General features: G+C 71.7%; 27 protein-coding genes and 1 pseudogene. 18 read left to right on the top strand and 10 right to left on the bottom strand.

Features of this window, described 5'->3' with window-relative positions:
* Positions 1-107 precede the first annotated feature (107 nt).
* From RM445_RS06040 to RM445_RS06030, 3 genes are read left to right on the top strand one after another with little or no spacing between them, the layout of a single operon-like run.
* Entirely contained in the window at positions 108-1,730 is a 1,623-nt protein-coding gene (locus tag RM445_RS06040) for a BCCT family transporter (protein ID WP_311555059.1), read from the top strand.
* The gene (locus tag RM445_RS06035; protein WP_311555057.1) at positions 1,727-2,677 is read left to right on the top strand and encodes an ABC transporter substrate-binding protein; all 951 of its coding nucleotides are present in this window, start codon (positions 1,727-1,729) and stop codon (positions 2,675-2,677) included. Before RM445_RS06040 ends, RM445_RS06035 begins: the two co-directional genes overlap by 4 nt.
* 35 nt (positions 2,678-2,712) lie before the next feature.
* Positions 2,713-3,216 (top strand): Hsp20/alpha crystallin family protein, encoded by a 504-nt coding sequence (locus RM445_RS06030; RefSeq protein ID WP_311555056.1) that lies wholly within the window; start codon positions 2,713-2,715, stop codon positions 3,214-3,216.
* Here RM445_RS06030 and RM445_RS06025 read toward each other — a convergent pair.
* Together RM445_RS06025 and RM445_RS06020 are read right to left on the bottom strand one after the other, a co-directional pair.
* On the bottom strand, positions 3,205-4,065 hold the full coding sequence (locus tag RM445_RS06025) for an alpha/beta hydrolase family protein (protein WP_311555055.1): 861 nt from the start codon (positions 4,063-4,065) through the stop codon (positions 3,205-3,207). The two genes, RM445_RS06030 and RM445_RS06025, sit on opposite strands and share 12 nt — an antisense overlap.
* An 81-nt stretch (positions 4,066-4,146) precedes the next feature.
* Positions 4,147-5,397: an alpha/beta hydrolase fold domain-containing protein gene (locus RM445_RS06020; RefSeq protein WP_311555054.1), complete on the bottom strand. Its 1,251-nt coding sequence runs from the start codon at positions 5,395-5,397 to the stop codon at positions 4,147-4,149.
* A gap of 109 nt (positions 5,398-5,506) precedes the next feature.
* Here RM445_RS06020 and RM445_RS06015 point away from each other — a divergent pair, with 109 nt between their 5' ends.
* Together RM445_RS06015 and RM445_RS06010 are read left to right on the top strand one after the other, a co-directional pair.
* The gene (locus RM445_RS06015; RefSeq protein ID WP_311555053.1) at positions 5,507-5,998 is read left to right on the top strand and encodes an alpha/beta hydrolase fold domain-containing protein; all 492 of its coding nucleotides are present in this window, start codon (positions 5,507-5,509) and stop codon (positions 5,996-5,998) included.
* The gene (locus RM445_RS06010; RefSeq protein ID WP_311555052.1) at positions 5,998-6,732 is read left to right on the top strand and encodes a sigma-70 family RNA polymerase sigma factor; all 735 of its coding nucleotides are present in this window, start codon (positions 5,998-6,000) and stop codon (positions 6,730-6,732) included. Before RM445_RS06015 ends, RM445_RS06010 begins: the two co-directional genes overlap by 1 nt.
* Before the next feature lie 28 nt (positions 6,733-6,760).
* Here the strand turns inward: RM445_RS06010 and RM445_RS06005 are convergent, their stop codons facing one another.
* The gene (locus RM445_RS06005; RefSeq protein ID WP_311555050.1) at positions 6,761-7,657 is read right to left on the bottom strand and encodes a putative 2OG-Fe(II) oxygenase; all 897 of its coding nucleotides are present in this window, start codon (positions 7,655-7,657) and stop codon (positions 6,761-6,763) included.
* 251 nt (positions 7,658-7,908) lie between these two features.
* Here RM445_RS06005 and RM445_RS06000 point away from each other — a divergent pair, with 251 nt between their 5' ends.
* Together RM445_RS06000 and RM445_RS05995 are read left to right on the top strand one after the other, a co-directional pair.
* The gene (locus tag RM445_RS06000; protein WP_311555049.1) at positions 7,909-8,703 is read left to right on the top strand and encodes a class I SAM-dependent methyltransferase; all 795 of its coding nucleotides are present in this window, start codon (positions 7,909-7,911) and stop codon (positions 8,701-8,703) included.
* Positions 8,704-8,773: 70 nt separating this feature from the next.
* Positions 8,774-9,721, top strand: coding sequence for an NAD(P)-dependent oxidoreductase (locus RM445_RS05995; protein WP_311555048.1), 948 nt, complete (start codon positions 8,774-8,776; stop codon positions 9,719-9,721).
* Here the strand turns inward: RM445_RS05995 and RM445_RS05990 are convergent.
* A complete protein-coding gene (locus RM445_RS05990; RefSeq protein WP_311555047.1) occupies positions 9,718-11,067 on the bottom strand; it encodes an MFS transporter in 1,350 nt (449 codons plus the stop codon). The two genes, RM445_RS05995 and RM445_RS05990, sit on opposite strands and share 4 nt — an antisense overlap.
* Positions 11,068-11,204: 137 nt before the next feature.
* On the opposite strand from RM445_RS05990, the gene RM445_RS05985 reads away from it, so the two are divergent.
* Together RM445_RS05985 and RM445_RS05980 are read left to right on the top strand one after the other, a co-directional pair.
* Positions 11,205-12,029 (top strand): HAD family hydrolase, encoded by an 825-nt coding sequence (locus RM445_RS05985; RefSeq protein WP_311555046.1) that lies wholly within the window; start codon positions 11,205-11,207, stop codon positions 12,027-12,029.
* Positions 12,026-12,724, top strand: a complete 699-nt coding sequence (locus RM445_RS05980) for an SDR family oxidoreductase (protein ID WP_311555045.1) — start codon at positions 12,026-12,028, stop codon at positions 12,722-12,724. The genes RM445_RS05985 and RM445_RS05980 overlap by 4 nt, the downstream gene beginning before the upstream one ends.
* Before the next feature lie 21 nt (positions 12,725-12,745).
* Here the strand turns inward: RM445_RS05980 and RM445_RS05975 are convergent, their stop codons facing one another.
* A complete protein-coding gene (locus RM445_RS05975; RefSeq protein ID WP_311555044.1) occupies positions 12,746-14,047 on the bottom strand; it encodes an aminotransferase family protein in 1,302 nt (433 codons plus the stop codon).
* Positions 14,048-14,145: 98 nt separating this feature from the next.
* Here RM445_RS05975 and RM445_RS32295 point away from each other — a divergent pair, with 98 nt between their 5' ends.
* The 3 genes from RM445_RS32295 to RM445_RS05965 all read left to right on the top strand — a co-directional run bounded on the left by RM445_RS32295 (position 14,146) and on the right by RM445_RS05965 (position 16,392).
* Positions 14,146-14,946 (top strand): diguanylate cyclase, encoded by an 801-nt coding sequence (locus RM445_RS32295; protein WP_397469240.1) that lies wholly within the window; start codon positions 14,146-14,148, stop codon positions 14,944-14,946.
* 54 nt (positions 14,947-15,000) lie between these two features.
* On the top strand, positions 15,001-15,141 hold the full coding sequence (locus RM445_RS05970; RefSeq protein WP_311555043.1) for a hypothetical protein: 141 nt from the start codon (positions 15,001-15,003) through the stop codon (positions 15,139-15,141).
* A 96-nt stretch (positions 15,142-15,237) separates the two neighbouring features.
* Positions 15,238-16,392 carry a glycosyltransferase gene (locus RM445_RS05965; RefSeq protein WP_311555041.1) on the top strand — a complete coding sequence of 385 codons (1,155 nt, stop codon included), beginning with the start codon at positions 15,238-15,240 and terminating at the stop codon, positions 16,390-16,392.
* Positions 16,393-16,476: 84 nt separating this feature from the next.
* On the opposite strand, the gene RM445_RS05960 is transcribed toward RM445_RS05965, so the two are convergent.
* From RM445_RS05960 to RM445_RS05945, 4 genes are all read right to left on the bottom strand, one after another.
* A complete protein-coding gene (locus tag RM445_RS05960) occupies positions 16,477-17,265 on the bottom strand; it encodes a DUF899 family protein (protein ID WP_311555040.1) in 789 nt (262 codons plus the stop codon).
* A 77-nt stretch (positions 17,266-17,342) separates the two neighbouring features.
* Positions 17,343-18,575: an RNA polymerase sigma factor gene (locus RM445_RS05955; protein ID WP_311555039.1), complete on the bottom strand. Its 1,233-nt coding sequence runs from the start codon at positions 18,573-18,575 to the stop codon at positions 17,343-17,345.
* On the bottom strand, positions 18,572-18,907 hold the full coding sequence (locus RM445_RS05950; RefSeq protein WP_311555038.1) for a YciI family protein: 336 nt from the start codon (positions 18,905-18,907) through the stop codon (positions 18,572-18,574). Before RM445_RS05950 ends, RM445_RS05955 begins: the two co-directional genes overlap by 4 nt.
* Complete coding sequence (locus tag RM445_RS05945; RefSeq protein WP_311555037.1) at positions 18,904-19,485, bottom strand: TetR/AcrR family transcriptional regulator C-terminal domain-containing protein; 582 nt, start codon at positions 19,483-19,485, stop codon at positions 18,904-18,906. The genes RM445_RS05950 and RM445_RS05945 overlap by 4 nt, the downstream gene beginning before the upstream one ends.
* 44 nt (positions 19,486-19,529) lie before the next feature.
* Here RM445_RS05945 and RM445_RS05940 point away from each other — a divergent pair, with 44 nt between their 5' ends.
* The 6 genes and pseudogenes from RM445_RS05940 (at position 19,530) to RM445_RS05920 (ending at position 23,254) form a co-directional block, all read left to right on the top strand.
* Positions 19,530-19,988 (top strand): FAD-dependent oxidoreductase, encoded by a 459-nt coding sequence (locus tag RM445_RS05940; RefSeq protein WP_397469239.1) that lies wholly within the window; start codon positions 19,530-19,532, stop codon positions 19,986-19,988.
* 12 nt (positions 19,989-20,000) lie between these two features.
* Positions 20,001-20,183: pseudogene (locus RM445_RS32290) on the top strand (glycosyltransferase); the annotation flags it as partial.
* Positions 20,184-20,677: 494 nt separating this feature from the next.
* Entirely contained in the window at positions 20,678-21,232 is a 555-nt protein-coding gene (locus RM445_RS32285) for a glycosyltransferase (RefSeq protein WP_397469248.1), read from the top strand.
* Positions 21,233-21,345: 113 nt separating this feature from the next.
* Positions 21,346-21,630 carry a hypothetical protein gene (locus RM445_RS05930; protein ID WP_311555034.1) on the top strand — a complete coding sequence of 95 codons (285 nt, stop codon included), beginning with the start codon at positions 21,346-21,348 and terminating at the stop codon, positions 21,628-21,630.
* A 50-nt stretch (positions 21,631-21,680) separates the two neighbouring features.
* Positions 21,681-22,265, top strand: a complete 585-nt coding sequence (locus RM445_RS05925) for a TetR/AcrR family transcriptional regulator (protein WP_311555033.1) — start codon at positions 21,681-21,683, stop codon at positions 22,263-22,265.
* Entirely contained in the window at positions 22,262-23,254 is a 993-nt protein-coding gene (locus RM445_RS05920) for a DMT family transporter (RefSeq protein ID WP_311555031.1), read from the top strand. Before RM445_RS05925 ends, RM445_RS05920 begins: the two co-directional genes overlap by 4 nt.
* On the opposite strand, the gene RM445_RS05915 is transcribed toward RM445_RS05920, so the two are convergent.
* Positions 23,172-24,350: a DUF4185 domain-containing protein gene (locus tag RM445_RS05915; protein WP_311555030.1), complete on the bottom strand. Its 1,179-nt coding sequence runs from the start codon at positions 24,348-24,350 to the stop codon at positions 23,172-23,174. The two genes, RM445_RS05920 and RM445_RS05915, sit on opposite strands and share 83 nt — an antisense overlap.
* Positions 24,351-24,386: the final 36 nt, after the last annotated feature.

Raw genomic sequence — 24,386 nt, 5'->3', positions numbered from 1 at the left:
GGTCATTGCGTGCGTCCGAGCAAGAGCGTCAGATGTCGCCCGGCCCGGACTGAGCTGACATAGTTCGGCCGAGCCAGCCACCGCCGCGGGTCGACGAGAGGCAGCACATGAAGGGGACCTTCAGGAGCATCGACCCCGCCGTGTTCTGGGGGTCGGCGTTCGTCATCGCCGCTTTCGTGGTGTGGGGGCTCGTGGCGCCGGAGAATCTCGGCGCCGTCATGTCCGCCACCTTGTCGTGGATCATCTCGAACTTCGGCTGGGCGTTCGTGCTCATCGCGTTCGGGGCGCTGGTGCTGTGCATCGTCCTGGTCCTGCATCCCTGGGGACGCATCCGGCTCGGACCCGACGACTCCCGGCCCGACTTCCGGACGTTCTCCTGGGTCTCGATGATGTTCGCCGCCGGGCTCGGCGCCGGACTCCTCTTCTACGGCACCGCCGAGCCCATCTCGCACTGGTCGGCGCCGCCGCACGGGCTGGCCGAACCGCAGACCGAGGAAGCAGCCAAGATCGCGCTGCAGTACACCTACTTCCACTGGGGCTTCAACGGGTGGGCGCTGTACGCGATCATGGGCGGCGCCATGGCGTACTTCTCGTTCCGCAAGGGGACGCCCACGCTGGTCAGCGCCACCTTCACGCCCCTGTTGGGGGAGAACGCCCACCAGAAGCCGCTCGGCCGGGTCGTCGACGCCCTGGCGATCATCGCCACGATCTTCGGCACGGCGACCTCGCTGGGACTCAACGGCCTGCAGCTCAACAGCGGGCTCCAGTACCTTGTCGGCCTGCCCAAGACCAACCAGATCACGATAATGATCATCGTCCTGGTCACGCTCATGTTCCTGATCTCCGCCACGACCGGGGTGGAGAAGGGAGTTCAGTTCCTGGCCAACCTCGGGTCCTTCGCCACCATCGCGCTGTTCCTCTTCTTCCTCTTCTTCGGTGGCTCGACGGTGTTGGCCCTCTCCCAGGGCATCGAGACGATCGGCAACTACATCATCCAAGTGCTGCCTATGTCGTTGCAGACCGGCGTCGGCGACGAGGAGTGGATGGCGTCCTGGACCATCTTCTACTGGGCCTGGTGGATCTCCTGGGCACCCTTCGTCGGCATGTTCGTGGCCCGCATCTCCCGCGGCCGGACGATCCGGGAGTTCGTGCTCGGCGTGGTCGCGGCACCCACCGGCTTCGGCTTCATCTGGTTCGCGATCGTCGGGGGAACCGGGATCGAGCTGCAGCGCACCGGTCGGGCGGACCTGCTCGCCTCCGTCGCGACACCGGAACTGTCGTTGTTCACCGCGCTCGACGCCCTCCCGCTGGCGACGATCACGTCGGCGGTCTGCGTCTTCCTGATCGCGCTGTTCTTCGTGAGCGGCGCGGACGCGGCGTCGATCGTGATGGCGACCATGGCGACCCGCGGATCCCTGCACCCGCCCAGGATCGTGGTGCTGGTGCTCGGCGTGCTGATGGGTGGCATCGCCTGCGCGATGCTGCTCGTCGGCGGGCTGAGTGCACTGCAACAGGCCGCGGTACTCGGCTCGGTCCCCTTCACCTTCGTCATCGTCGGTGTCGCGTGGTGCTGGATCATGGCGCTGCGCGAAGAGGTGGTGCCGCCGCGGGCTCTGTCGCCGGCGCAGCCGGCCGTGTCCGCGGCCCACTCCGCCGACGGTGCGGACGCCCCCTCGGAAGAGGGCGTGCGGGTGGCCGGTCCCGACCGGCGCGGCGAGGGAGAGCGATGAGCCGGCTGCGCACCGTCCTCACGGCGACGACGCTGGCCCTGATACTCGTCGTGGCCACGGCCTGCGGGAACGCGGTCAACGAGGAGGGCGCCTCCCAGCAACCCCAGGGTGCGGCGCTGCGGATCCGGCTGGGTACCCAAGACTTCCCGGAAGCCAAGATCATGGGCGAGCTGTGGCGCCAGGCGCTCGCCGTGAACGGCTACACCGTGGACCTGCAGAAGGGCGTGGGCCCGGCGGCCGAGCTGGACAAGCTCCTGCAGGAACACAAGATCGACGGACACGTGGCCTACACCGGCACGGTGCTCTCGGTCGTGGCCGGCCAGCCGGTGTCGGGTCTGGATCCCGAGGCGACCTACGCCCGGGCCCGCGACTTCTACCGCACCCGCAACATGTCTATGAGCGCCATGACGCCGTTCGAGAACAAGGACGCGATCGCCACCACCCGGACCTACGCGCAGGCCAACCAGCTGAGCTCCGTCGCCGACCTCAAGAAGCTGACGACCTTCCGGCTCGGGGCCCGCCCGGAGTTCCAGGATCTGCACCTCGGGCTGCAGGGGCTGGTCGAGGTGTACGGGCTGAGCAACGCCGGCTTCGTCCCGGTGCCGGTCGGTCAGCAGTACGCCGCACTCGACAGCGGCGCGGTCGACGCGGTCGACGCCTTCACCACGGACCCGCAGCTGGTCGGCGACGACTACGAGGTGCTGGCCGACCCGGAGCTCCTGTTCGGGTCGCAGAACGTGGTGATGACCGTCGACTCCGGCAAGCTCGAGGTCGTGGGCGAAGAGAAGTTCCTGGCCGTGGTCGACGCCGTCAACCGGAGCCTGACGCAGAAGTCGATCGTCGACCTGAACGCGGCGGTGACGAGCGGGCAGCCCGACGTCGAGGTGGCCCGCCGCTACCTGCGGGACGCGGGTCTGTTGCAGCCCTACCGGTCCGGCGGCAACTGAAGCCGCACAACGACGAGCCGCCTCAAGGAGGATGGATGCCCGAGAGCCACGCTCCCCGCAATCCCTTCGAAGGAGTGACCGACTTCTTCACCGAGCTGAGCCGGATGCGCGATGTCGGCGCCCACGGCCGCGAGCACGCCCACGAGGACCGGAAGCGCACCCACGCGAGTGCCTGGGTGCCCACGACCGACATCTTCGCCCAGGGCGACGACCTGGTGATCCGGGTCGAGCTCGCCGGCGTGGACCCCGCCGACGTCGAGCTGCGCTTCGCCAACGGCGTGCTCACCGTCTCCGGGAACCGCGACCCGGAGTTCGGCCGGGGCGACGGAGAGCCCACGTTCTACGTGCGGGAACGGTTTTACGGCGAGTTCCGGCGCTCCATCACCCTGCCCGAGGGCACGCGGCCGAACCAGATCCAGGCCGCGTTCGACGACGGCCTCGTCGAGATCGTCGTCGCCGGCGCCGTCACGCAGGCCGACTCCACCCGCATCGAGCTGCGCGACCGCTCAGGGGGTGCGACCAGCCGCTCACTCGGCTGACGGTTCACGCTCCGGCAGCTCGTCGTCAGCTCCGAGCTGCCGGACGAACCACCGCGTCAGGATCTCGTCGACCGCCTTGGCCGTGGGCAGCTGCGGGGCCGGTTCCATACCCGGTTCCTCGGCCAACGGGTGCGCCAGATCGGGCACGGTGACCAGCTCGACCGTGCCCGGGTGCGCGTAACGCGCGCGGAGTGCATCGACCAGGGCGATCGCGTCCGTGCGCAGATCCGGGTGATCGCGCTCCCCGCTGACGAGCAGGAGCGGCGGCTGTGCCGTGAGTTCTGCGGCACGGGCGACGAAGTCCAGCTCGTCCGCGGTCTCGTCGGACTGCGCCGTCCACCGGTACGGGTGCCCGGCGAGGCCCTCGACGAGCCCGACGACGGACCGCATCCGCACCGCCGGGTTGACCAGCGCGACCGCCTTGACCGGCGTCTCCCCCGCGGTCAGCACGCGCAACGCCACGGCCCCGCCGAGCGAGCCGCCGAGAACACCGACCGGTTCATCGTCGACCGGAAGCTGATCCCGCAGCGCGGCGAGCGCGGCCGGGAACTCCGCGGCGGCCTGGCGGGTGAACGGGGCCAGGAAAGCCAGCAACGCGTCCTCACGGGCGAGCGCGATGGCCGCGTCGAGGCGGCCGTCGACCATCCGCGCACCACACATCGGCATGCCCAGGTGAACCCGCCAGGCAGGCACCCCGGCCATCGGCAGTGCGGCCGCGAACGCCGCGTCCGAGCGCGGCGCGTCCAGCATGTGCCACGTCACGATCAACGGCGCGGGCTCGTCGATCGATCCGGCCGGTGGGAGCGCCGTGTACGGCACCCCGGCCGCAGCACCGGTGATCGTCTCCATGTGTCCCCCTCGGATCGTGGCCTGGCCACCGTAGCCAGCTCGGCGCAGGACGAGACGCCACGTCCACCGACGGCGAAACCGTCAGCGCGTCCGGGAACGACGGACTGTGCCGGTACCCGCAGCCACCCGGCGGACGAACGCGCCGGCCTGTTCCAGCGCGTCCGCGGCCTCGGGCAGGAACGACCAGAACACGTGGAAATCGTGGGTGGTGACCGGGTAGAGCTCGAACTGCACGTCGACGCCGCAGCCGGTGGCGTGCTCGGCGAGGCGGTGCGCGTCCTTGCCCAGCACGTCGCCGGTGCCGGCCTGGATCAGCATCGGCGGGTAGCCGGTGAGGTCGGCGCGCAGCGCGTTGACCACCTCGCCGTGCGGTGAGGCGCCGGCGAGGTAGGCGGCGGCGAACGAGCGGAGCTGCGCGATGCTGATCGCCGGCTGTGGCTCGGTGGGGAGATCGATCTCCCCCTCGTAGCTGAGGTCGACGGCCGGGCACAACAGCATGCTGCCGCCGGGCAGGGGAAGGTCCTGCCGCGCGAGCGTGGTCTGCACCGACAGCACGAGCCCGCCGCCCGCGGAGTCGCCGACCATCACGATCCGTTCCGCGGGAACGCCGGAGTCGAGCATCCAGAGGTAGGCGCGCACCGAGTCCTCGACGGCGGCAGGGAAAGGATGCTCCGGGGCGAGGCGGTAGTCCGGCACGAGCACGGACGCGTCGCCGGCTGCGGCCAATGCGCTGGCCAGGTGCCGGTAGCCGAAGGAGGACCCCATCACGAAGCCGCCGCCGTGCAGCAGCAGGACCGTCGGCGCCAGCTCCGGCCGGGGCGAGAGGAGGAGCGACGGAACTCCGCCGGCGACCACCGGCCGCACCGACACCCCGACGGCCATCTCGAACTGCCCGTGCAGCTGCTCGCCGGCATCGCGCAACGCCTGCAGGTCCGGATCGGCGGCGGTGAGGTCGTTCACCGGTTCCCAGGCCGCGGCCAGACGACGCTCCAGGTCGCCGCCGACCGAGCGGGTGGCGAAAACCGCGTCGTCGAGATCGGTGAGCAGCCGCCGGGCCCGGTCGAGCAGCGCGTCGCCGGCCAGCGTCAGCTCGACCCGATGGGTGGAGCGGCGCAGCAGCTCGCAGCCGAGAAGGCGCTCCAGGCTGCGGATCTGCCGGCTCAGCGCCGGCTGCGACACGAACAGGCGGGTCGCCGCACGCCCGAAGTTGAGTTCCTCGGCGACAGCCACGAACGCCCGCAGATGCCGCAGCTCGATCGCGTCCGGGGCAGGTGGGAGCACGAGCACCTTGCCTGCCCCGGATCGTGTCGAATCCTGCGAGCCGATGTCCATGGGCCTCATCATCGCCGGAACGGCCGCCCGGTGGTGATGCAACCGGCGCACTGCGGCCATGCATGATCGGCCTTTCCCTTCATCGCCGTGCGGGCGCGAGAGTCGTGCCATGCCTCCCCCCGACCGACCCCACGCCGGTGCACGCCGGATCGCCGACGTCGCGCTCCGGAGCCCTGCGCCGCGCCGGGCACGGGTGCACTGGCCCGCGCCATGTGCCGAACCGGCCGTCGCCGCCCTCGTGGTGCTGTTCTCCAGCGGCGACGACCTGGCCGACGACCTGGTCGACGAGGTCATAGCCCGCGTCGGTGCCGTGGTCCTGACCGTCTCGGCGACGCACACCGTCGAGGCGCACGCCGCAGCGTCGTGGGCTGCCGATCATGCGTCCGAGCTCGGGGCGGACGCGGCCCGGATCGCGCTGGTCGGCCACGGTACCGGCGCGGCGCTGGCGGAACGGGTCGCCGAGCTCGCCGTCGACGAGGGTTGGCCGCCCCTGCGGCACGTGGCGCTTATCTGGCCGCACGACGACCCGGCTGCCGCGCTCGACGGCCTCACCCGCGCCCTGGCCCCACCCCACCCGCACCGACCGACCCGGAGCGCGTGATGACCGCCGCCCTCGCCGAGCGCCCGGCTCACTCCATCGCCGACCCGGTCGTGACCCGCGCCGTCGCCGGGGACGATGCCGCCTTCACGGCGCTGGTCGAGCGGCACCGCCGCGAGCTGCACGGCCACTGCCGTCGGCTGCTCACCTCCTCGGACCGGGCCGAGGACGCGCTGCAGGAGGCCTTGCTGCGGGCCTGGCGGGCCCGCTCGCACTTCGCCGGGCGCGCCACGTTCCGCACCTGGCTCTACCGGATCGCCACCAACGCCTGCATGGACGAGATCCGCCACGACCGCCGGCAGACCCGGCCACCGGCATCGCCGTACGGGCCGGATGCGTCGGACGTCGAGGACCAGCCCCGCGAGCCAGCCTCGACCGACCCCGGGCCGGACACGCTGCTGGAGACAGGCGAGGCCGTCGAGGAGGCCTGTCGCACCGTGATCGAACTGCTGCCGCCGAGGCAGCGAGCCGTCCTGATCCTCTGCGAGGTGCTGCGCTGCTCGTCGGGCGAGGCGGCACAGCAGCTGGGCACGACCGTGGCCGCGGTGAACAGCGCGCGGCAGCGGGCCCGGGAGACCCTGCACGGCGCGCGGCCGCTCGAGCAGCGGCCCTCCGCGCGGCTCCGCGCGACCGAACGAGCGCTGCTCGAGCGGTACGTCGACGCGATCCGCCGGCACGACGCCGCCACGCTCATGGCCCTGGCCAGGGGCGACGCCTCCGATCGCCGTCAGGGATAACCGCTCGGCTGCCGTGCGGGAGGCGGTGTCAGCCGCCGCCGAGCAGCCGTCGGCGCAGGCCGGCGGGCCACTTCTCGACCGGCACCACCGACGCCAGACCTCCCCGCAGCGACCGCTTCGCGTTGTACATGACCAGCATCGGACCGCGGTAGTTGCGCCACAGCATCCGGCGGCGGGAGTACGGGTTCTCGAAGTCGGCGACGGCGAACCTGGTGTGCCGCAGGTTGAACGCGATGGTGATGCGCTTGCCCGTGCCCTCGTAGGCGGTGACGTAGTGCGGCAGGGTGGCCGGGAAGACCACCATCCTGCCCGGGTGGGGCCGGATCTGGAGGTCGTGGTCGCCGTGCCATTCCGGCTGGGTGCACCGGTCCTGGCGCGCGCCGGTGGCCGGGCGGCTGCTCGGGACGGGTGCGCCGCCACGCACCGGGCGAGGGGTGCCGCTCATGTCCATGAACCGGGTGAAACCACTGCTCGGGGTACCGGGGCTCTCCCCGGTGTCGACGTAGTAGATGGCCGCCCACATGTTGACCCCGCCCGTGTGGGTGTGCGCCGCGACCGTGTCGCCGAGCTGGTTGACGTTCGCCCAGGCCTCGATGTCCCAGCCGGTCAACAGGCTGTCGTCGGGGTCGTCCACCGTGGCCCGGATGACCTCGCGGAGCATGGTGTGCATACGGTCGAGGAGCTCCTCGATCGCCGGGCCGCCCCACAACTGGAGATTGCGCTCCGACTGCCACCCGCCGCAGTTGGACTTCTTCAGGCCCGGCGAGACCGCCATCCGGTCCAGGACGATCTGGCGCAGCTGCGCGTTGAGCTCGTCGCAGTCCGGCCAGAAGTGGGTGAACAGCGGGCTGGCCCCGATGTCGTCCTCGGCCAGGGTGAATCCTGGGATTGCCGTTCTGTCCGCCGTGACGTCGTCGACGGTCATCGCCTCGGTCCTCCCCTCGAAGCCAGGCGCTCTTTCGCCTTACCCGACAAGTCGCTCGGCCGAGGAACCTCTGCTGTTACGGCGCCTACCCTGAACTGTGGATACCAGCGCTGCAGAGGCTGGTTCACTCGGCCGCTCCCCTCACAGTCCTTCTTGTCAATCAGGGAAAGGTGTACGCGCCACCCGCAGTCGGTCGACAGGACCTCCACCTTTCGGCGGATTCACCGATCGAGAAGTCGGGGCAGAGTCGTATGACTGTGACCGCCCGAGAGGACCACGTCTCCGAGGTCTACGGCGACGTGGAGATCTTCGCCGACGCCACCGCCTACTTCGACCGACAGACAGCGGAATCGAATCCGGACTTCTGGTCCCGCTGTGGTGGCCGGCCCGACTTCCGCGGCAAGCGGGTCCTCGAAGTCGGATGTGGACATGGCGCTCTTTCCGTCGACGTCGCAGGTGACGGCGCTGACGTCCTCGGCGTCGATCTCAACCGATGGCGGGTGAAATTCGCGAACGACCTCGTGCTCAGCCGCCATCCCGAGTTGACGTCCCGAGTGCGCTTCAGCGCTACGGATGTACAAGATCTCTCGATGGACGAGCCGTTCGACTACGTCATTTCCAAGGACACGTTCGAGCACGTGGACGATCTCGAGGCACTGCTGCAGGCGGTCTACCGGCTTCTCAAGCCTGGCGGCGTTCTCATCGCGGGATCCACCCCGCTGTACTGGTCGCCGAAAGGAGATCACGGCCGGACCGGTCTGCGCGTACCGTGCCTTCACGCCGTGCTCCCGACCTCGATCGTCATGAGGGCAGCCAGCCGACACAAGGGCTACACGGTGCGCAACGTGAGCGACATCGGCATGAACGGCTACACGCCCGAGCAGTACCGACGGATGTTCGACAGCACCGGGTTCGAGCAACTGGAGATCAGGTACAACCAGGGGCGCAGGGTCGCGCGCATACTCGGCACACTCCGTTTCATCTCCTTCCTCGAGAAGTACGTGACCACCGGGTTCTATCTGAGATTCCGACGGCCGGGGGTGTGAGCGGCTCGAGCAGCGGTGAGGAGCAGTGTCGACGAGAGCGAATGCCGGGAGCGACCGCGAAGATGGCCGCATGACACTCACCGTGCTGCTTCCCACGACCGTCCCCATGCCCGACGCAGCCCCCGACGGCACCCGGTACGTGCCCTACGACCCCTACACCCCGCTGCCCGAGGAGCACCTCGATGCGGAGGTGCTCGGAGTCTGGGGCAACCCGGACGAGCAGCTGGCCGACGCCGCCCGCCGCCTGCGCAAGCTCCGACTGGTCCAGCTGTTCTCCGCGGGCAGCGACAACGCGGCGCGGGCGGGCTTCGACTCCGGCGTGGTGATCGCCAGCGGGCGCGGGCTGCACGACCGGCCGGTCGCCGAGCACACGCTCGCCCTCGTGCTGGCGGCGGCGCGCCGGTTGCACCGCGCCTTCGCCGCCCAGCGCGACCACGAGTGGGCCACCGACATCGGGGGCCTGCAGCCGGAACCGAGCCCCGGTGTCTTCTCCACACTGCGCGGGGCCCGGATCACGCTCTGGGGCTTCGGCAGCATCGCCCGCACCCTCGAGCCGCACCTGACCGCGCTCGGTGCCACGGTCACCGGCGTCGCACGCACACCGCGGCAGGAGGGTCACGTCACGGTGATCGACGAAGCGCACCTGCTCGACGAGCTCCCGCAGACCGACGTACTGATCATGATCCTGCCCTCGACGCCTGCCACGCGCGGCGCTCTCGACGCGGAGACGCTCGCCGCACTCCCCGCACACGCGTGGGCGGTCAACGTCGGGCGCGGGGACGCGGTCGACGAACCGGCCCTGATGGACGCCCTCCGCAGCGGGCGGCTCGCCGGCGCGGCACTGGACGTGACCAGCACCGAGCCGTTGCCTGCCGACTCCCCGCTGTGGGACACCCCGAACCTGATCATCACGCCGCACGCCGCCGGTGGGCGTCCGCTCGGCGGGCTCGACCTGCTCGCCGAGAACCTGGACGCCCTCCTGGCCGGCCGGCCGCTCCGCAACGTGGTCGAGCTCTAGGCGTCCGCGACCAGCTTGAGATCGCGGCCGCGGGTCTCCGGCATCCGGATCGCCGTGACCAGAGTGATCAACATGATCGCCGTCATGTAGATCACCACTCCGACCCAGCCGGCGAGCCACTGCACCAGCACCCCGGACAGCAGCGGGGCGATCCCGCCTCCGAGCATGGCCGAGAACTCGCGGGCCAGCGCGACCGCCGCGTAGCGGTAGCGCGAACCGGCGAGCTCGGCGAACGCCGCGGCCTGGGAGCCGACCGTCCCGTAGGCAGCGAAGACGAAGCCGAGCACGATCACCAGAACGATCAGCGCCGTGTTCCCGGTGTCGAGCATCAGGAACGCCGGCGCCGGGAACACGACCAGGAACGCGGCCACGGCGATGATCACCGGGCGTCGGCCGAACCGGTCGGTCAGCACGCCGGCGACGAAGGCGGACACGCAGCCGAAGAGCGCTCCCACCAGCAGTGCCTGCGGCACCAGGCGGCGGTCCACGCCGACCGTCTGGATCAGGTAACTGCCCATGAAGACCTGGAAGATGTACGACTGCGTGTTGCCGCCGATGTTCAGCGCGAAGGTACGCAGGAACGGCCGGCGCCCGACGGTGAACACGCTCTTGATCGGCGAGTCGGTCCGCTCCCGCTCCTGCTCCTGCTCACGCTTCGCCTGCTCGAAGACGGGTGCGTCGCGCAGTTTCCGCCGCAGGATGTAGGCGGCGAGCGTCACGAACACGCTGGAGAAGAACACCAGCCGCCAGCCCCAGCTGAGCACCTGCTCGTCGGGGAGCAGCTGCACCAGGATCCAGACCACGGCGCCCAGCGCCGTGCCGGCCGAGGCGCCCACGAACACCAACGATGCGTACCGACCGCGCTGCGCCTGCGGCGCCGCCTCGGTGAGCAGCACGACGCCACCCGCCTGCTCGGCACCGGCGCCGAACCCCTGCAGCAGCCGCAGCACCACCAGCAGTACCGGAGCCAGCACTCCCACCTGCTCGTAGCTGGGCAGCGCACCGATGAGGAACGTCGAGATGCCCATGAGGAACAGGGTGGCGACGAGCACGAACTTGCGTCCGAGCCGGTCGCCGTAGCGGGAGAAGAACAGCCCGCCGACGGGCCGGGCCAGAAAGCCCACCGCGTAGGTCGCGAACCCGGCGATGACGCCGACGGCCGGCTCCGCGTTGGGGAAGAAGATCTGGTTGAAGACGATGGCGGTCGCCGTGCCGTAGATGACGAAGTCGTACTGCTCCAGCGCGGTGCCGATGAGCCCACCCCACGCGGCGGTGCGCAGGTTGCGCCGGTCGACCCGGTTGCCGGAGCCGTCGTCGATCGTGACTGAGGGTTGCTCCTGGGCCATCGTGCCTCCCCGGCCTCCTGACGTATCGCGGCGATGAGGTTAGGCCTGGATCGGCGACGTCGCCGGGCAGGAGCCGGCGGGAACTTGTACGAGGTTGTATAGCCTGGTTAGTTGAAGGGGTGAGCAGCGAACGAGCCGTGCCCCAGCCGCCCCTCGACCTCGCCGGGACGACCGCCGTGGTCCTCGACGTCGACGGCACGATCGCCGGGGCGGACAATCTCGTCTCGCCGCGTACCCGCGCGGTGATGCGTGACATCGAGGAGCAGGGCGTTCCCGTCGTCGTGGCCACCGGCCGGACGCGGGACAGCGTGCTGGAGATCCTCGAGGAGACCGGTCTGCGGACGCCCGGGATCAGCTGCAACGGCGCCATCGTGACCGATCCCGTGTCGGGCCGGGACCTGCGCAAGCAGACGATGGCCCCCGCGGACGTCGCGGCGATGGTCCAGGTCCACGAGGAGACCGGCGCGGCGATCACCTGGTGGACCACGCGCGAGGTCTTCGCCACGAGCGAGGACCTCCGCCAGGTCCTGCTCGGCTTCGGTGCACCGTCGGTGACGCTGGCGCAACCCCCGGCCCGCATGCCGGACGACATCGTCAAGACGATGTGCTTCGGGACGCCGGAGGAGATGGACGCCGCGGCGCCGACGATCCGGCGGCTCACGCCGCGGGCCACCCGGGCGATGGACCACATCTGGGAGCTGTCGGACGAGCGGGCGACGAAGTGGACCGGCGTCGCGGAGGTGTTCGAGCTGCTGGGGGTCGACGCGAAGGGCGCGGTCGGGCTCGGCGACGGCGAGAACGACGTGGTGTGGATGGAGCAGATCGGCCTGCCGGTCGCCATGAGCAACGCCCGTCCCGAGGCGATCGCCGCGGCGCGGTTCGTCGCCGGCGACTTCGCCGAGGAGGGCGCCGCCGTGTTCCTCGAGGAGGTCCTGCGGCAGATCCGGAAGCGGGTGGCGTGATCGAATCCGGCGCCCGTCCTCTCGCGCTCGTCACCGGCGCCTCCCGCGGCATCGGTGCCGCTGTCGCCCGGGCTCTGGCGCCGACCCACGACGTCCTGCTCGGCGGCCGCGACGCCGACGCGCTCGGGGCCGTCGCCGCCGGCCTGCCGGGCGCCCGCCCGTGGCCCGTCGAGCTCACCGACCCGACCGAGCTCGCCGACGCCATCGCCGACATCGACCGCCTCGACGTGCTCGTCCACTCCGCCGGCATCGGCCCGCTGGGCACCGTCGAGGACAGCCCGGCCGAGCAGTGGCGGCAGACCTTCGAGATCAACGTCGTCGCCGTCGCCGAGCTCACCCGCCTCCTGCTGCCGGCGCTGCGCGCGGCCCGTGGCCGGGTCGTCTGCATCAACTCCGGCGCCGGGTTCACCGCCCGCCCCGGCTGGGCCTCCTACGCGGCGAGCAAGTTCGCGCTCCGCGCCTTCGCGGACGCCCTGCGCGCCGAGGAGGCCACCCGCGGCGTCCGTGTCACGTCGGTCCACCCCGGGCGCACCGACACCGACATGCAGCGCGCGGTCGTCGCCCACGAGGGCGGCGAGTACGACGGCAGCAGGTTCCTGCACCCGGAGTCCGTGGCCAGGGCCGTGCTCCTCGCCGTCACCGCGCCGCCCGACGCGGACGTCACCGAGCTGTCGATCCGTCCCGCCCCGCGCTGACGCCTGGCGCCGTCGGGACCGTCACCGGTTCTCCCTGGCGGTGACGGCGTGCTCGATCGCCGCCACGAAGGCCACCAGTTCGTCGTCACTGACGATGAACGGAGGGCTGATCTGCAGGGTGTTGCCGCGCAGTGGCCGGGTGATGAAACCGAGATCGATCATGTCGTCGGCGATGTGCTCGGCGGCGAGGTGGTCGGCCAGGGTGACGCCCCCGAGCAGGCCGGCGACGCGGACGTCGACGACGGCGGACTGCCGCTGCGCGAGGCCGTCCAGCGCGTCGCGGAGCACGGCCTCGAGTTCGACGACCCGCGGCAGGAGCTGGTCGCGGTCGAGGATGTCGAGGTGGCACAGGGCGACTGCGGAGGCGGTGGCGTGGCCGGCGTAGGTCGCGCCGTGGCGGAAGACGGGAGTGCTGGACTCGTCGCGGTAGAAGGGCTCCCAGATCCGCGGCGCGACCAGCACACCGCCGAGCGGGGCGTAGCCGGACGTGACGCCCTTGGCGAAGGTGACCAGGTCCGGCCGGACGCCGTAGCGCTGCGCGGCGAACATGGCACCCGTGCGCCCGAAACCAGTGATCACCTCGTCGAGGATCAGGAGGATGTCGTTGTCCCGGCAGATCTTCTGCACCGCGTCGAGGTAGCCGGTGGCCGGCGGGTTCACGCCGCCCGTGCCCTGCACCGGCTCGGTGACCAGCGCGGCGATGTTCTCCGGGCCGATCTCTGCCACCGTGCGGGCGATCTGCTCGGCGTCGTGCAGCGGCACCCGGGCCGTCTCGGGGACCAGCGAGTCGGTGCCGTAGCCCTCGCGGTTGAACTCGAGGCCGGCGATGCTGGTGCCGAAGGCGTGCAGCCCGTGGTAGGCGAACTCCCGGCTGAGGATCACCTTCTTGGACGCGCGGCCCTCGCGCTGCCAGTGGCGGCGCGCGAGCTTGCAGGCCACGTCGATCGCATCCGACCCGCCCGAGTTCAGGATGACCTTGGCCCGCTCGATCGGCGCGATCGCGGCGAGCCGCTCACCGAGCGCCTGGGCCTTGTCGTTCATGAACCGGGCGAAGATGTGATACGTCTCGAGGCGCAGCATCTGCTCGTACGCAGCGCGCGCGAGTTCCGGATGGGCGTGCCCGACGTTGGCGTGCCAGAGGCCCGCGGTGCCGTCGAAGAGGCGGCGGCCGTCCGTGGTGTGGACGTACGAGCCCTCGCCACGATCGATCACCAGTTGGCGCCCGAGGACGGTGGGGAGGTGCGCCTGCGCCGGCCAGAGCGCCGGACCGTCCAGCAGCGGAGCATTCGGTGACGCCAGTGGCGACGTTCCGGTGAGAGTCATCAGGTCTCTTGTCCTCCCGTAGCGGACGGTCGCCCACAGCACACCTGCGCAGTGCCCCGACCGACATTCTGCAGTGTGGCGGCCCGTGCCACGAAGGGGTGGAACTCGCCTCGCCGCCGGTCGGGGAGCGACAGAGCGGCCTTCCTCGACGCGGCCATCCTCACCACGGGCACCGCCATGCCGGCTGCGGTGTTCGTGATCGGGCCGATGACCGCCGACACGAGCCTGAGCACGCTCGGCAAGGTCGTCGCATCGGCGTACCCCTACCGGCTACTGATGAGTGCGCTCGTGGTCACCACCGTCACGGACGTGGCGTGGAACGTCCTCGTCGCGATGTCCGGCGACGTGAACCCGGACCGGCGGTGGATCGACGTCGGGTGGCTGACCGGGTACATCCTGATGACCGCGGCCGCCACCCGGCCGTCGATGGTCCTGGTCGCCGAGCCCGTCCCCCCGACCGACGTGCAGCCATTCCGACGGCGGCGGATCGTCGCGATGGCCGTCGGGTTGCTCCTGCCCCCGACGGTCCTGGCCGTGGAAGGCCTCGGCGGCGGGACGGACGGCAGGCCGGTGATCGCGGCAGGCGCGGCGGTGATGTCCGTGCTCGTCCTGCTCCGCTTCGTCGACCTGTTCTCGGTGGCGCAGACCCAGGCCGTGCAGCTCGCGGCGCTCGCCCGAACCGCGACCACCACCGCCGCCTCTCGGTCGCGATGCTCGACATCGACCACTTCAAGGCCTTCAACGACACCTTCGGACACCAGGCAGGCGACGACCTCCTGCACAGGCCGTCGCCGCCTGGACCGCCGCCCTCCCGCCAGAGGCGTTCGTCGCCCGCTACGGCGGCGAGGAGTTCGCGGTCCTGCTCCCAGACCACGACGTCCATGCTGCGCACGCGGTGATCACCGACCTGGGCGTGCGGGCCCCCCGGGGCCAGACGGTTCTCGGCCGGGCTGGTGGAGCGGCTGCACCACGACCCGAGCACCCCGCCGGCCCTCGTCGCGGCGGCCGACAAGGCGGTTTACCGCGCCAAACGCGGTGGCCAGAACCGGGTGCTGACCGCGACGGAGAAGGATCTGCCTGCACCGATCCGCTGAGGCAGGACGGCTGTCACCGGTGGGCGGCGCACAAATCTCCGTAGTCGCCACCGATGCCGGTCGAGTCCCCGGTGCGGCTCACTGACAGTCATGAGAATGCTCTTCACCGCCAGCCCGCTCGTGGGGCACGTCTTCCCGATGCTCCCGCTGATGTATGCCGCCCGCGACGCAGGGCACGAGGTCGTGATGGCCACCGGTGCCGACATGGTGCCGGACCTGCAGCGCCGTGGTTTCACGACCTGGACCGTGGGGCCGGGCCTCGGCGAGGCCGTCGCCGAGCTCACGTCGGCGAGCGCCGTCCCGGCCGCCAATCACGAGGAACAACTCGGCCGTGACGCCGTCCACCTGTTCGCGCGCCCCTCGGTCCGCCGGGCGCTGGACCTGCTCCCCCGCGCCGCCGGCTGGGGCCCGGACATCGTGATCAGCGAGATCACCGAGCTGGCCGGCCGGGAGGTCGCGTGTGCGACCGGAGCGCTGTACGTCACCCACGGCTTCGGCACCCACGTGCCCGGAACCTCGGCCCTGGCAGCCGTGATGTTCGACCACGTCAGCGCCCAGCTCGGCACCCCGAACCGGCGGCACGCCTTTGAGACCGGCCTCTACATCGACCCGTGCCCGCCGGGCCTGCAGTCCCCGGAGCTCGGCGAGATGAACGTCCGGTCGATCCGGCCGGGCCCCGGCGGGATCGCCCCCGACGAGCGGCTCCCCCCGCAGATCCTTGAGCTGCCGGAGCGGCCGCTGGTCTACGTCACCCTCGGCACGGTCTTCAACGATCCCGACCTGGCGCGCAGCGTGCTGGACGCCATCCAGGACCTGCCGATCTCGATCGCGATCACGACCGGTCCGGGGTTCGACCCGGCGCTCCTCGGCCGGCGTCCGGCCAACGTCGCGGCGGCGCCCTTCGTCCCGCAGGCGCTGCTCCTGCCGCTGGCGTCCGCCGTCGTGTCCCACACCGGCTCGGGCACCATGCTCGGCGCCCTGGCTGCAGGGCTGCCGCAGGTCTGTCTGCCCCGCGGCGCCGACCAGTTCGCCAACGCCGACCGCCTGCACGCCGTCGGTGCGGGCATCCGGCTCCTGCCCGACGAGGTCACCCCGGAGCGTCTGCGCGCCGCGGTGTCGTCGGTTCTCGACGACCCGGCCTACGCGGACGCCGCCACCGCGATGAAGTCCGAGATCGCCGCCATGCCGTCGGCCGCCGACGTGCTCGACGACCTCGTGGGCCTCGCGTGCACCACACGGCAGATCGCCTGAGCACCGTGAGGTGAGCGGCCCGGTGATCGTTGCGGGCGTCGCCCCACGGCTGCCGTGGTAACCGTGGCGTGACGCTCGTGGTGATCATGGCCGAGGTGCGCCGGTGAGGTCGTCGGAGTGCCCGGCCCGCAGTCGCGACCAGTGCGGGATGGGGCGTCCACCCGGCCACTCCGCCGTCGGCGGCCAGTCGGGCGCGCCGTCGGCGCTCCGGGTGTAGGAGCACTCCTGCGGCCACCCCTGAGGCGAGTCCTCCCACGGCTCCTGGCGGCCGTAGGGGGTGATGTCCATGAGCGCGTAGCTGAAGTCCATCTGCTCCACGCCGCGGCGGGTCGTCCAGTAGGTCTCGAAGACGCGGTCGCCGTCGCGCAGGTAGCAGACGAGGTGCATCATCCCGATGGTGCGCCCGACGAGGAGCGTGTCGAGGGAGGCCACGGCCGAGTACCAGGAGATGTCCCAGCCCATGAACTCCCGGTAGCGGACGCTCTCCTCGTAGGGGCCCTGGCAGAAGACCGCGAAGGTGATGTCGCGGGAGTGCAAATACGACAGCTCGGCGACCTGGCTGGCGCACCACGTGCAACCTTCGCACTGCTGGGCCGCAGGTGCCTCGGGGTGCCACATGAAGTAGTAGGCGATCAGCTGGCGACGGCCGTCGAAGGCGTCGATCAGCGGGACGGGGCCCTTCGGGCCGATCAGCTCCGTGGCGGGGTCCACCTCCACCATCGGCAGCCGCCTGCGGGCGGCCGCGATGGCGTCGCCCTCGCGGGTGTGGGCCTTCTCCCGGTCGCGCAGCCTGGTCAGCTCGGCCTCGAAGCCGTCCCGGTCGACGACCGGTGGCGCGGGCGCAGCGGCGTCGGTGTGCGGGTCGATGGTCATGATGATCTCCTTCCGGTGGACTGTCACCCCACCGACGAAGAGCACCGCGCGACTTCGACATGTCGACAGCCTGGAATTCAGAGCTCGCGGAGGCGGCTCGCCAGGTACCGGCGCTCGGCGTCCGTCGGTGCCAGCTCGAGGGCCTGCTCGTAGGCCTCCTTCGCCTCGGCGGCACGGCCGGCGCGACGCAACAGATCGGCCCGGGTCGCAGGCAGCAGGTGATACCCGTCGAGCAGACCGGACGCGGCGACCTCGTCGACCATGCGCAAGCCGGCCGGAATGCCGTCGACCATCGCGACCGCCACGGCACGGTTGAGATCGACGACCGGCGACGGCGCCAACTGCGCGAGCCGCGCGTACAGGGCCGCGATCTGCGGCCAGTCGGTACTCGCGGCGTCGGGAGCGCCCGCATGACACGCCGCGATCGCGGCCTGCACCTGGTAGGGCCCGGTACGCGCCAGGGCCAGCGCTGCGTCGAGCGTGGCCACCCCCTCGTCGATCAGCGCACGGTCCCACCGGGACCGGTCCTGGTGTTCCAGCGTCACCAGGACGCCGTCGTGCGTCCGCGTCGCGCGCCGCGCCTCGTGGAGCAACATCAGCGCCAGCAGCCCACGCGGTTCGGGCTCGCCCGGCATCAACCCGACCAGGACCCGGCCCAGGCGGATCGCCTCGGCGGTCAGGGCGCGCCGGGCGGTCTGCTCGTCACCGTCGTCGTCGTAGCCCTCGTTGAAGATCAGGTAGAGCACGGCGAGGACAGCCGCCAGACGTCCGGGCAGCAGTTCCGCCGGGGGCACCCGGTAGGGGATGCCGGCCTCCCGGATCTTGCGCTTGGCGCGGACCAGGCGTTGCGCCATGGCGGGTTCGGCCGTGAGGAATGCCCGGGCGATCTCGGCGGTGCTCAGGCCCGCCAGTGTGCGCAGGGTGAGCGCCACGCGGGCCGGGAACGGCAGCGCCGGATGGCAACAGGTGAAGATCAGCCGCAGCCGCTCGTCCGGGATCTCATCCGGCGGCGGCTCGGCCGGGTCGCGATCCAGCACGGCCCGCTCACGCAGCTTGGCCGCCCCCGCGCTGTCGCGGCGGAGCCGGTCGGTCGCGCGGTTGCGGGCCGCCGTGGTGAGCCAGGCACCAGGATTTCGCGGTACGCCGTCGCGCGGCCACGTCGCCAGCGCCGCGGCGAACGCGTCCTGCGCGCAGTCCTCCGCCAGGTCCCAGTCCCCCGTCACGCCGATCAGGGTCGCCACCACCTGACCCCACTCGTCCCGGTAGGCCGCCTCGACCGCCTCCCGGGCCCGATCGTCGGGCGCACTCATTCCCAGATCGGGCGGATCTCGACGCCACCCCAGCGCGCGTACGGATGGCCGGCGGCGATCTCGATCGCCTCGTCCAGGTTGGCGCACTCGACGACCACGATCCCGCCGACGAAGTCCTTCGTCTCGGCGAACGGCCCGTCCGAGACCAGGGTCTCGCCGTCCCGGACCCGGACGGTGGTCGAGTCCACGATCGGACGCAGCCGCATGCCGGTGAGCCTGGCGCCCCGACGGTCCAGGTCCGCCTGCCACGCCTGGTGCACCGGGTCCGCGGCGAGCTCCTCGTTGCTCGGCGAGACCTGCTCGTCGTCACAGATCAACAGCGCGTACTTCACGAGTCGATTCTTCCAGTCGGGTGGACGGCGGTGATGCCCGCGAGGACGAGAGTGATGCCGGCGAGGAACTCCGCGCGGTCGTCGTGCTCGCGCATCTGGTCGGCGACGGTCCGGGTGAACGAGTAGTCGTCGGGGTCGAGCTCCGCCCATGCTCTCGACACGGCGCCGAGGTACTCGCCGCGGTCTGCTCCGGGCGCGAGAGCACGTGCGTTCGCGGCGTTCTGGCCGGCGGCGCCGAGGATGTACTGCACCAGCACCGAGGTCACGGTGAACCAGCTGCCCTCGGGCACGCCCAGAGCGCGAACCTGCCGACCGATGCTCTCGAGGATCCGTGGCGCGGTCGCCTGCCAGGAGCTGGCGGAGAGCTGTGCCGCGACCCACGGGTGCTCGTCGATCGCGTCGAACAGTCCCAGCGCGACGGCTCGGATCCTGTCCTGCGGTGGCGAGTCCGGAGACTCCGCGGGCTCGACGGCCAGAGCGGCCGCGACGACGGCGTCGGTCGCCGCGGCGAGCAGCTCGCCCTTGTTCGCCACGTGCCAGTAGATCGCCCCGGGCCCGGTCGCGAGGCGCTCGGTCATGGATCCAGGCCCACCGCGAGAGCGGCGACACCCTCCACACCTACGTGGCGTTGTCCAAGTCGCAGGACTGGTTCGCCGATATCGACTTCACCGACGCCGCTGCGGCGACGGCTCGGATCGCGCAGGAGTTCGACGGCTGGGCCCCGGAGCTCACCGCACTGATCACCAACGGCGAGACCGCTCCCGTCCTGCGCCCACTCAACGCTCTGCCGGTCGGGCACCGGTGGGACCGGGCGCCGGGGGTGACCCTGCTCGGCGATGCCGCCCACCTGTCGCCCCCGAACGGCGAGGGTGCCAACCTGGCCATGTACGACGGCGCCGACCTCGGCACGGCGATCGCTGCCCATCCCGACGACATCGAGGCCGCGCTGACCGCATACGAGCAAGCGTTGTTCGTCCGCAGCGCCGAAGCCGCCACCGAGGCCGCCCGCGACTTCGAGGCTCTGCTTCGGCGACGACACCCCCACAGCCTCATCGACCTGCTGACCGGACATCAGCAGTAGGGCGGAGATGCGATGCGCGTTCTCATCGTGACAGCGGGTTCGCGAGGTGACGTCGCGCCGTTCACGGGCCTGGGCCAGCGGCTGCAGCAGGCAGGCCACCAGGTGGCGCTGGCCGCACACGACCGGTTCGCCGATCTCGTGCGCGAGTGCGGGCTGGAGCATCGGGCCCTTCCGGGCGATCCGGTCGAGCTCGTCCGCGCACGCACCGCCGCCCCCTCCCCGGAGGCCGCGAAGTCGGTGTTCGCCGGGTTCCTCGACGAGCTGGGCGACGGCGTGATCGCCGCCGTGGCCGCCGGAACGGACGTCCTGCTCACCGCGTCCGGCCCGGCGCCGCTGAGCCGGCTCGTCGCCGACGGCTTCGGCATCCCGAGCCTCGGCGTCTACCTCGCTCCGGGTGTCCCCACCCGGGAGTTCCCCCCACCCGGCCTGCCCGTCACCGGGCAGCTCTCCCCCGCCGACAACATCGCGGCGGGCCGCGAGCTGCTCGCCCGGACCGGCTCCCTCTACGCCGACGTCCTGCGGCGGTTACGCACCCGGCTCGGTCTCCGCACCGCCGCCACGGAGGCGTCGAGCGCAGCCGACGACTGGCCGATCTGCCACGGCTACAGCCCCGAGGTGGTCCCCCGGCCCGCCGACTGGCCCGCGACGGTGCACGTCACCGGATACTGGTGGCCGGCCAGACCGCCGGGATGGCAGCCCCCGGACCCGCTGGTCGACTTCCTCGGCGCCGGTCCGCCTCCGGTGTTCATCGGGTTCGGCAGCATGACCCCGCACCACGAGCGACTCCACGACGTCGTCGCGGCCGCTGTCGAACGGGCCGGCGTGCGCGCGTCGTCCAGTCCGGCTGGGCCGGACTCGCGCCCGCGGGAGACGACATCCTGCTGGTCGGCGACCTGCCGCACGACTGGCTGTTCGTCCGGACGGCCGCCGTGGTCCACCACGCCGGCGCGGGCACCACCGGGGCCGGGCTCCGCGCGGGAGTACCGGCGGTTCCCGTGCCCGTCCTGGTCGACCAGCCCTTCTGGGCGGACAGGCTGCACCGCCTCGGCGTCGCGCCGCGGCCGCTGCCCCTGCACGAGCTGACCGCCGACACCCTGAGCGACGCGCTGCGGTCCTGTCTCGACCGATCGACCTACCGCGACCGCGCCACCGAACTCGCTCATCGGATCCGAGCCGAAGACGGCCCCGCCGTCGTGCTCTCCCTCGTCGCCCGGCTCGACGGCGAGCGCGGACGGCGGTCCTGACGACCCGACGACGCCTCGCGTCGCCGCGAACGTGCGGCCGCCGATCCGCGAGGGCATGCTGGACGGGCTCGGCTTCCCCCCGAGCGGCCCTGCCGCTGATCGAGGGGAACTCGATGCCGACCGATCGAGAATGGCGCCGGATCGAACGCGATCACGCCGACCAACAGGTCCTCCGCCGCGCCGCCGCGTGGCTGCGCCAGGACCCCGGCCGCGCCGAGTACGCCGGGCTGAGCCGCGACCAGGACGCCCTCGCCCTGGCCGAGCTGCTCGACGTCCTCGCCACCGCGCTGCCCGATGTCGACCCGGGAGTGCGGTGGCAGGCCGTGGAGTCGTGCCGCCAGCTGCTCGGCGAGCCGATGGCGTCACCCGAGATCCGGCGCACCCGGCGACGCCGCTGAGCGTTTGGTAGGTAGACTGGTCTACCTAGAGCGAGAGGGGTGGTGTCCGTATGCGGACTTCGGCCCGGGACCGGCTGCTGACCGCAGCAGCCGAGTGCTTCTACGACCACGGGGTGAACGGCACCGGTATCGACACCATCACCGCCGCTGCGGGTGTGGCGAAGATGAGCCTCTACAACAACTTCGCCTCGAAGGACGACCTGGTGCTCGCGTACCTGCAGGCGCGGCACGAGGAGTGGCTGACCCTCTACCGGCGCCGGCTGGCTGCGGCGGGTGATGCCCGAGAGCGGGTCGGCGCGGTCGTCGACGCCTACGTCGACCACGCCGAGATGGCCTACCGGCACGGGTTCCGGGGCTGCGGACTGCTCAACGCGGCCGCCGAGCTGCCCGCCGGTTCGCCCGGGCGGCTGCTCGTGCGTCGACACAAGGAGGAGGTCGAGGCGCTACTGGCCACCCATCTCGCCGAACTGGACGGCCTTCCGGCGGCGCGCGTCCCCGACCTGGCCGAACAGCTGTCGTTCCTGCTCGAGGGCGCGATGGCCCGGGCCGGCCTGGAGGGGGACTCCCGTCGGCTGCACCGGGTCCGCGAGCTGGCCCTGCAGCTGGTCGACACCGCGATGGAGACCGCGCCGTGAGCCGGGCAGCGTCCTCCGGCAGCGTGTGCGTGCTGGCGGCAGCCGTGCTGTGGGGCACGACCGGCACGGCGGCGGCGCTGGCGCCGGGGGTCGGGTCGCTCGCCGCCGGGGCGGCGGCGATGGGCATCGGTGGCCTCCTGCAAGCGGTCGCCGCATCCCGGGTCATCCGCGCCCACCGTGCCGGACTGGTCGAGCAGTGGCGGACGGCGGCGGTGGCTGCGGTGGCGGTCGCGGTGTACCCGTTGGCGTTCTACTCCTCGATGCGCCTCGCCGGGGTCGCGGTGGGCACGGTCGTCTCCATCGGCTCCGGACCCCTCGCTGCAGCGGTCATCGAACGTGTCGTCGACCGCCGGCCGCTGTCGCGCCGGTGGGCCGTCGGCGCCGCCGCCGGCTTGCTCGGAATCGTGGCGCTGGCGGCGTCCCGCAGCGGCCATGCGGATGCCGCCGCCGGCGGACGTCCCGTGCTGGGCGTCGTGCTGGGTCTGCTGGCCGGGGTGACCTACGCGCTGTACTCGTGGGGGGCTGCGCGGATGATGCGCGGCGGGCTGCCCACCCGGCCGGTCATGGGCGCGGTCTTCGGGCTGGGCGGTGTCCTGCTGATGCCGGTCCTGTTGCTCACCGGGGCGCCGATCCTCGACTCAGGCCGCAATCTGGCGGTCGTGGCGTACCTGGCCGTCGTGCCGATGTTCCTCGGCTACGTGCTGTTCGGGCGAGGACTGGCGGCCGTGTCCGCGACCACCGCGACCACCTTGTCGCTGCTCGAGCCCGCGGTCGCCGCCGTGATCGCCGTGCTGGTCCTGCACGAAGGGCTGCCGGCCCTGGGCTGGGCGGGCATGGCGGTCCTGCTCGCGAGCCTGGTGCTGTTGACCGCGGACACCCGCCGGCCCCCTCCGACGTCCGACGGAGTCACCTCCGGCCCGATGTGCCGACCCGCCGAAGGACCGCTGTCATCGCCACCACGTTGTACGGGTTCCAGGTCGACATCGTGAAGTACACCGCCGCCCGCCTGCCGGGGAGAGCGCGCGTGTAGCGGTCGATCACGTACGGCCCGTACTCGCCTCCCCATTCGTTCTCACGTCCCGGGTCGGAGAGGCCGTCCGGCGCGTCCCGGACGTGCATGAACTCGCCGTACCCGGTGCCCGCCCACCCGGGGTCGAACACGACCACCGGGTCGGACCAGGGCCCCCACGGATGCCGGGCGACGCGGGCGTTGATCCCGCGGGGCGATCCCGCGTTGTAGAGCATCAGCCACACCCCGAGCGGGGCGTTCCAGGTCACCGAGAGCTCACCGATCTGCGGGTGGGCGAACAGCGCGACGGCGTCGCTCTCGCTCTCCGACCACACCGGCCGCCGCGAGCGTGCCTCCCGACCGCACCAGAACCGCCAGCGGCTTCGATCTTCAACAGCCCCGAGCGGCACGCAGGCGAGGTACGCGTCGCTCGCCCGGTAGAGGCCGCTTCCCCACACCAGCACGGCCGTCCCGCTGAACGGCAGCCCCTCCACGCCCTCGTCCGCCACGACGCACGACACGTTGATGAACTTCCCGCCGCGGCGCGCGATCGAGAGGTCGTACAGGCACACGAGGTCCGTGGGGTCACCGTTCACCGCGCGGGTCAGGATGGACCGCCCCATCACCTCCCGGCCCGCCTCCCGGTAGTGCTCGGTGGTCCGGAAGACGTACATGTGCCCGCCGGCGCTGAACCCGTCGAGCGGCACCTCGAAGAACGTGGTGGACACCGGACGCCCGTCCGGCGTGGACACCCGCGGACGGACGAAGCGGGAGTCCGCCGACACGAACTCCAACCCGATCCCCGGCTCCGGTGTCGGATCGGTCGTCCACGCGACGCTGTCCCCACCCTCCGGGTCGGGCCACGTGTCACCGAAGAGGAACCACAGCCGGCCGTCGTGCTCGAAGGACGCACCGAGATCGGTGCCGACGAGCCCGAATCGCGTCTCCGTCCGGTTGTGCGCGGGGGTGTGCCGCTGGCGGTCCCACTCGCCGGTGAGCTGGCAGACCTTCCGGACGCTTCCGGGGACCAGCTCGATCTGCGGCACGGGCCCGATGCCGACGACGTCGTCGGCCATGTCCACCGCTCCTCACCTCGGCCGGTCCGAGCTTCC

The organism is Pseudonocardia charpentierae (assembly GCF_031845345.1).
Taxonomy (GTDB): domain Bacteria; phylum Actinomycetota; class Actinomycetes; order Mycobacteriales; family Pseudonocardiaceae; genus Pseudonocardia; species Pseudonocardia charpentierae.
This window is presented reverse-complemented; position numbering and strand designations above follow the sequence as displayed.

Excerpts from the sequence above, each read along its gene's own strand:
- RM445_RS05990 (WP_311555047.1), bottom strand. The coding sequence starts at position 11,067 with ATGGCCCAGGAGCAACCCTCAGTCACGATCGACGACGGCTCCGGCAAC.
- RM445_RS05925 (WP_311555033.1), top strand. The coding sequence starts at position 21,681 with ATGCGGACTTCGGCCCGGGACCGGCTGCTGACCGCAGCAGCCGAGTGC.
- RM445_RS06025 (WP_311555055.1), bottom strand. The coding sequence starts at position 4,065 with ATGGAGACGATCACCGGTGCTGCGGCCGGGGTGCCGTACACGGCGCTC.
- RM445_RS06035 (WP_311555057.1), top strand. The coding sequence starts at position 1,727 with ATGAGCCGGCTGCGCACCGTCCTCACGGCGACGACGCTGGCCCTGATA.
- RM445_RS06000 (WP_311555049.1), top strand. The coding sequence starts at position 7,909 with ATGACTGTGACCGCCCGAGAGGACCACGTCTCCGAGGTCTACGGCGAC.
- RM445_RS06015 (WP_311555053.1), top strand. The coding sequence starts at position 5,507 with ATGCCTCCCCCCGACCGACCCCACGCCGGTGCACGCCGGATCGCCGAC.
- RM445_RS05955 (WP_311555039.1), bottom strand. The coding sequence starts at position 18,575 with ATGAGTGCGCCCGACGATCGGGCCCGGGAGGCGGTCGAGGCGGCCTAC.
- RM445_RS06005 (WP_311555050.1), bottom strand. The coding sequence starts at position 7,657 with ATGACCGTCGACGACGTCACGGCGGACAGAACGGCAATCCCAGGATTC.
- RM445_RS06040 (WP_311555059.1), top strand. The coding sequence starts at position 108 with ATGAAGGGGACCTTCAGGAGCATCGACCCCGCCGTGTTCTGGGGGTCG.
- RM445_RS05995 (WP_311555048.1), top strand. The coding sequence starts at position 8,774 with ATGACACTCACCGTGCTGCTTCCCACGACCGTCCCCATGCCCGACGCA.
- RM445_RS32285 (WP_397469248.1), top strand. The coding sequence starts at position 20,678 with ATGGCAGCCCCCGGACCCGCTGGTCGACTTCCTCGGCGCCGGTCCGCC.
- RM445_RS05965 (WP_311555041.1), top strand. The coding sequence starts at position 15,238 with ATGCTCTTCACCGCCAGCCCGCTCGTGGGGCACGTCTTCCCGATGCTC.
- RM445_RS05945 (WP_311555037.1), bottom strand. The coding sequence starts at position 19,485 with ATGACCGAGCGCCTCGCGACCGGGCCCGGGGCGATCTACTGGCACGTG.
- RM445_RS05975 (WP_311555044.1), bottom strand. The coding sequence starts at position 14,047 with ATGACTCTCACCGGAACGTCGCCACTGGCGTCACCGAATGCTCCGCTG.
- RM445_RS05915 (WP_311555030.1), bottom strand. The coding sequence starts at position 24,350 with ATGGCCGACGACGTCGTCGGCATCGGGCCCGTGCCGCAGATCGAGCTG.
- RM445_RS05930 (WP_311555034.1), top strand. The coding sequence starts at position 21,346 with ATGCCGACCGATCGAGAATGGCGCCGGATCGAACGCGATCACGCCGAC.
- RM445_RS06010 (WP_311555052.1), top strand. The coding sequence starts at position 5,998 with ATGACCGCCGCCCTCGCCGAGCGCCCGGCTCACTCCATCGCCGACCCG.
- RM445_RS05960 (WP_311555040.1), bottom strand. The coding sequence starts at position 17,265 with ATGACCATCGACCCGCACACCGACGCCGCTGCGCCCGCGCCACCGGTC.
- RM445_RS06020 (WP_311555054.1), bottom strand. The coding sequence starts at position 5,397 with ATGGACATCGGCTCGCAGGATTCGACACGATCCGGGGCAGGCAAGGTG.
- RM445_RS06030 (WP_311555056.1), top strand. The coding sequence starts at position 2,713 with ATGCCCGAGAGCCACGCTCCCCGCAATCCCTTCGAAGGAGTGACCGAC.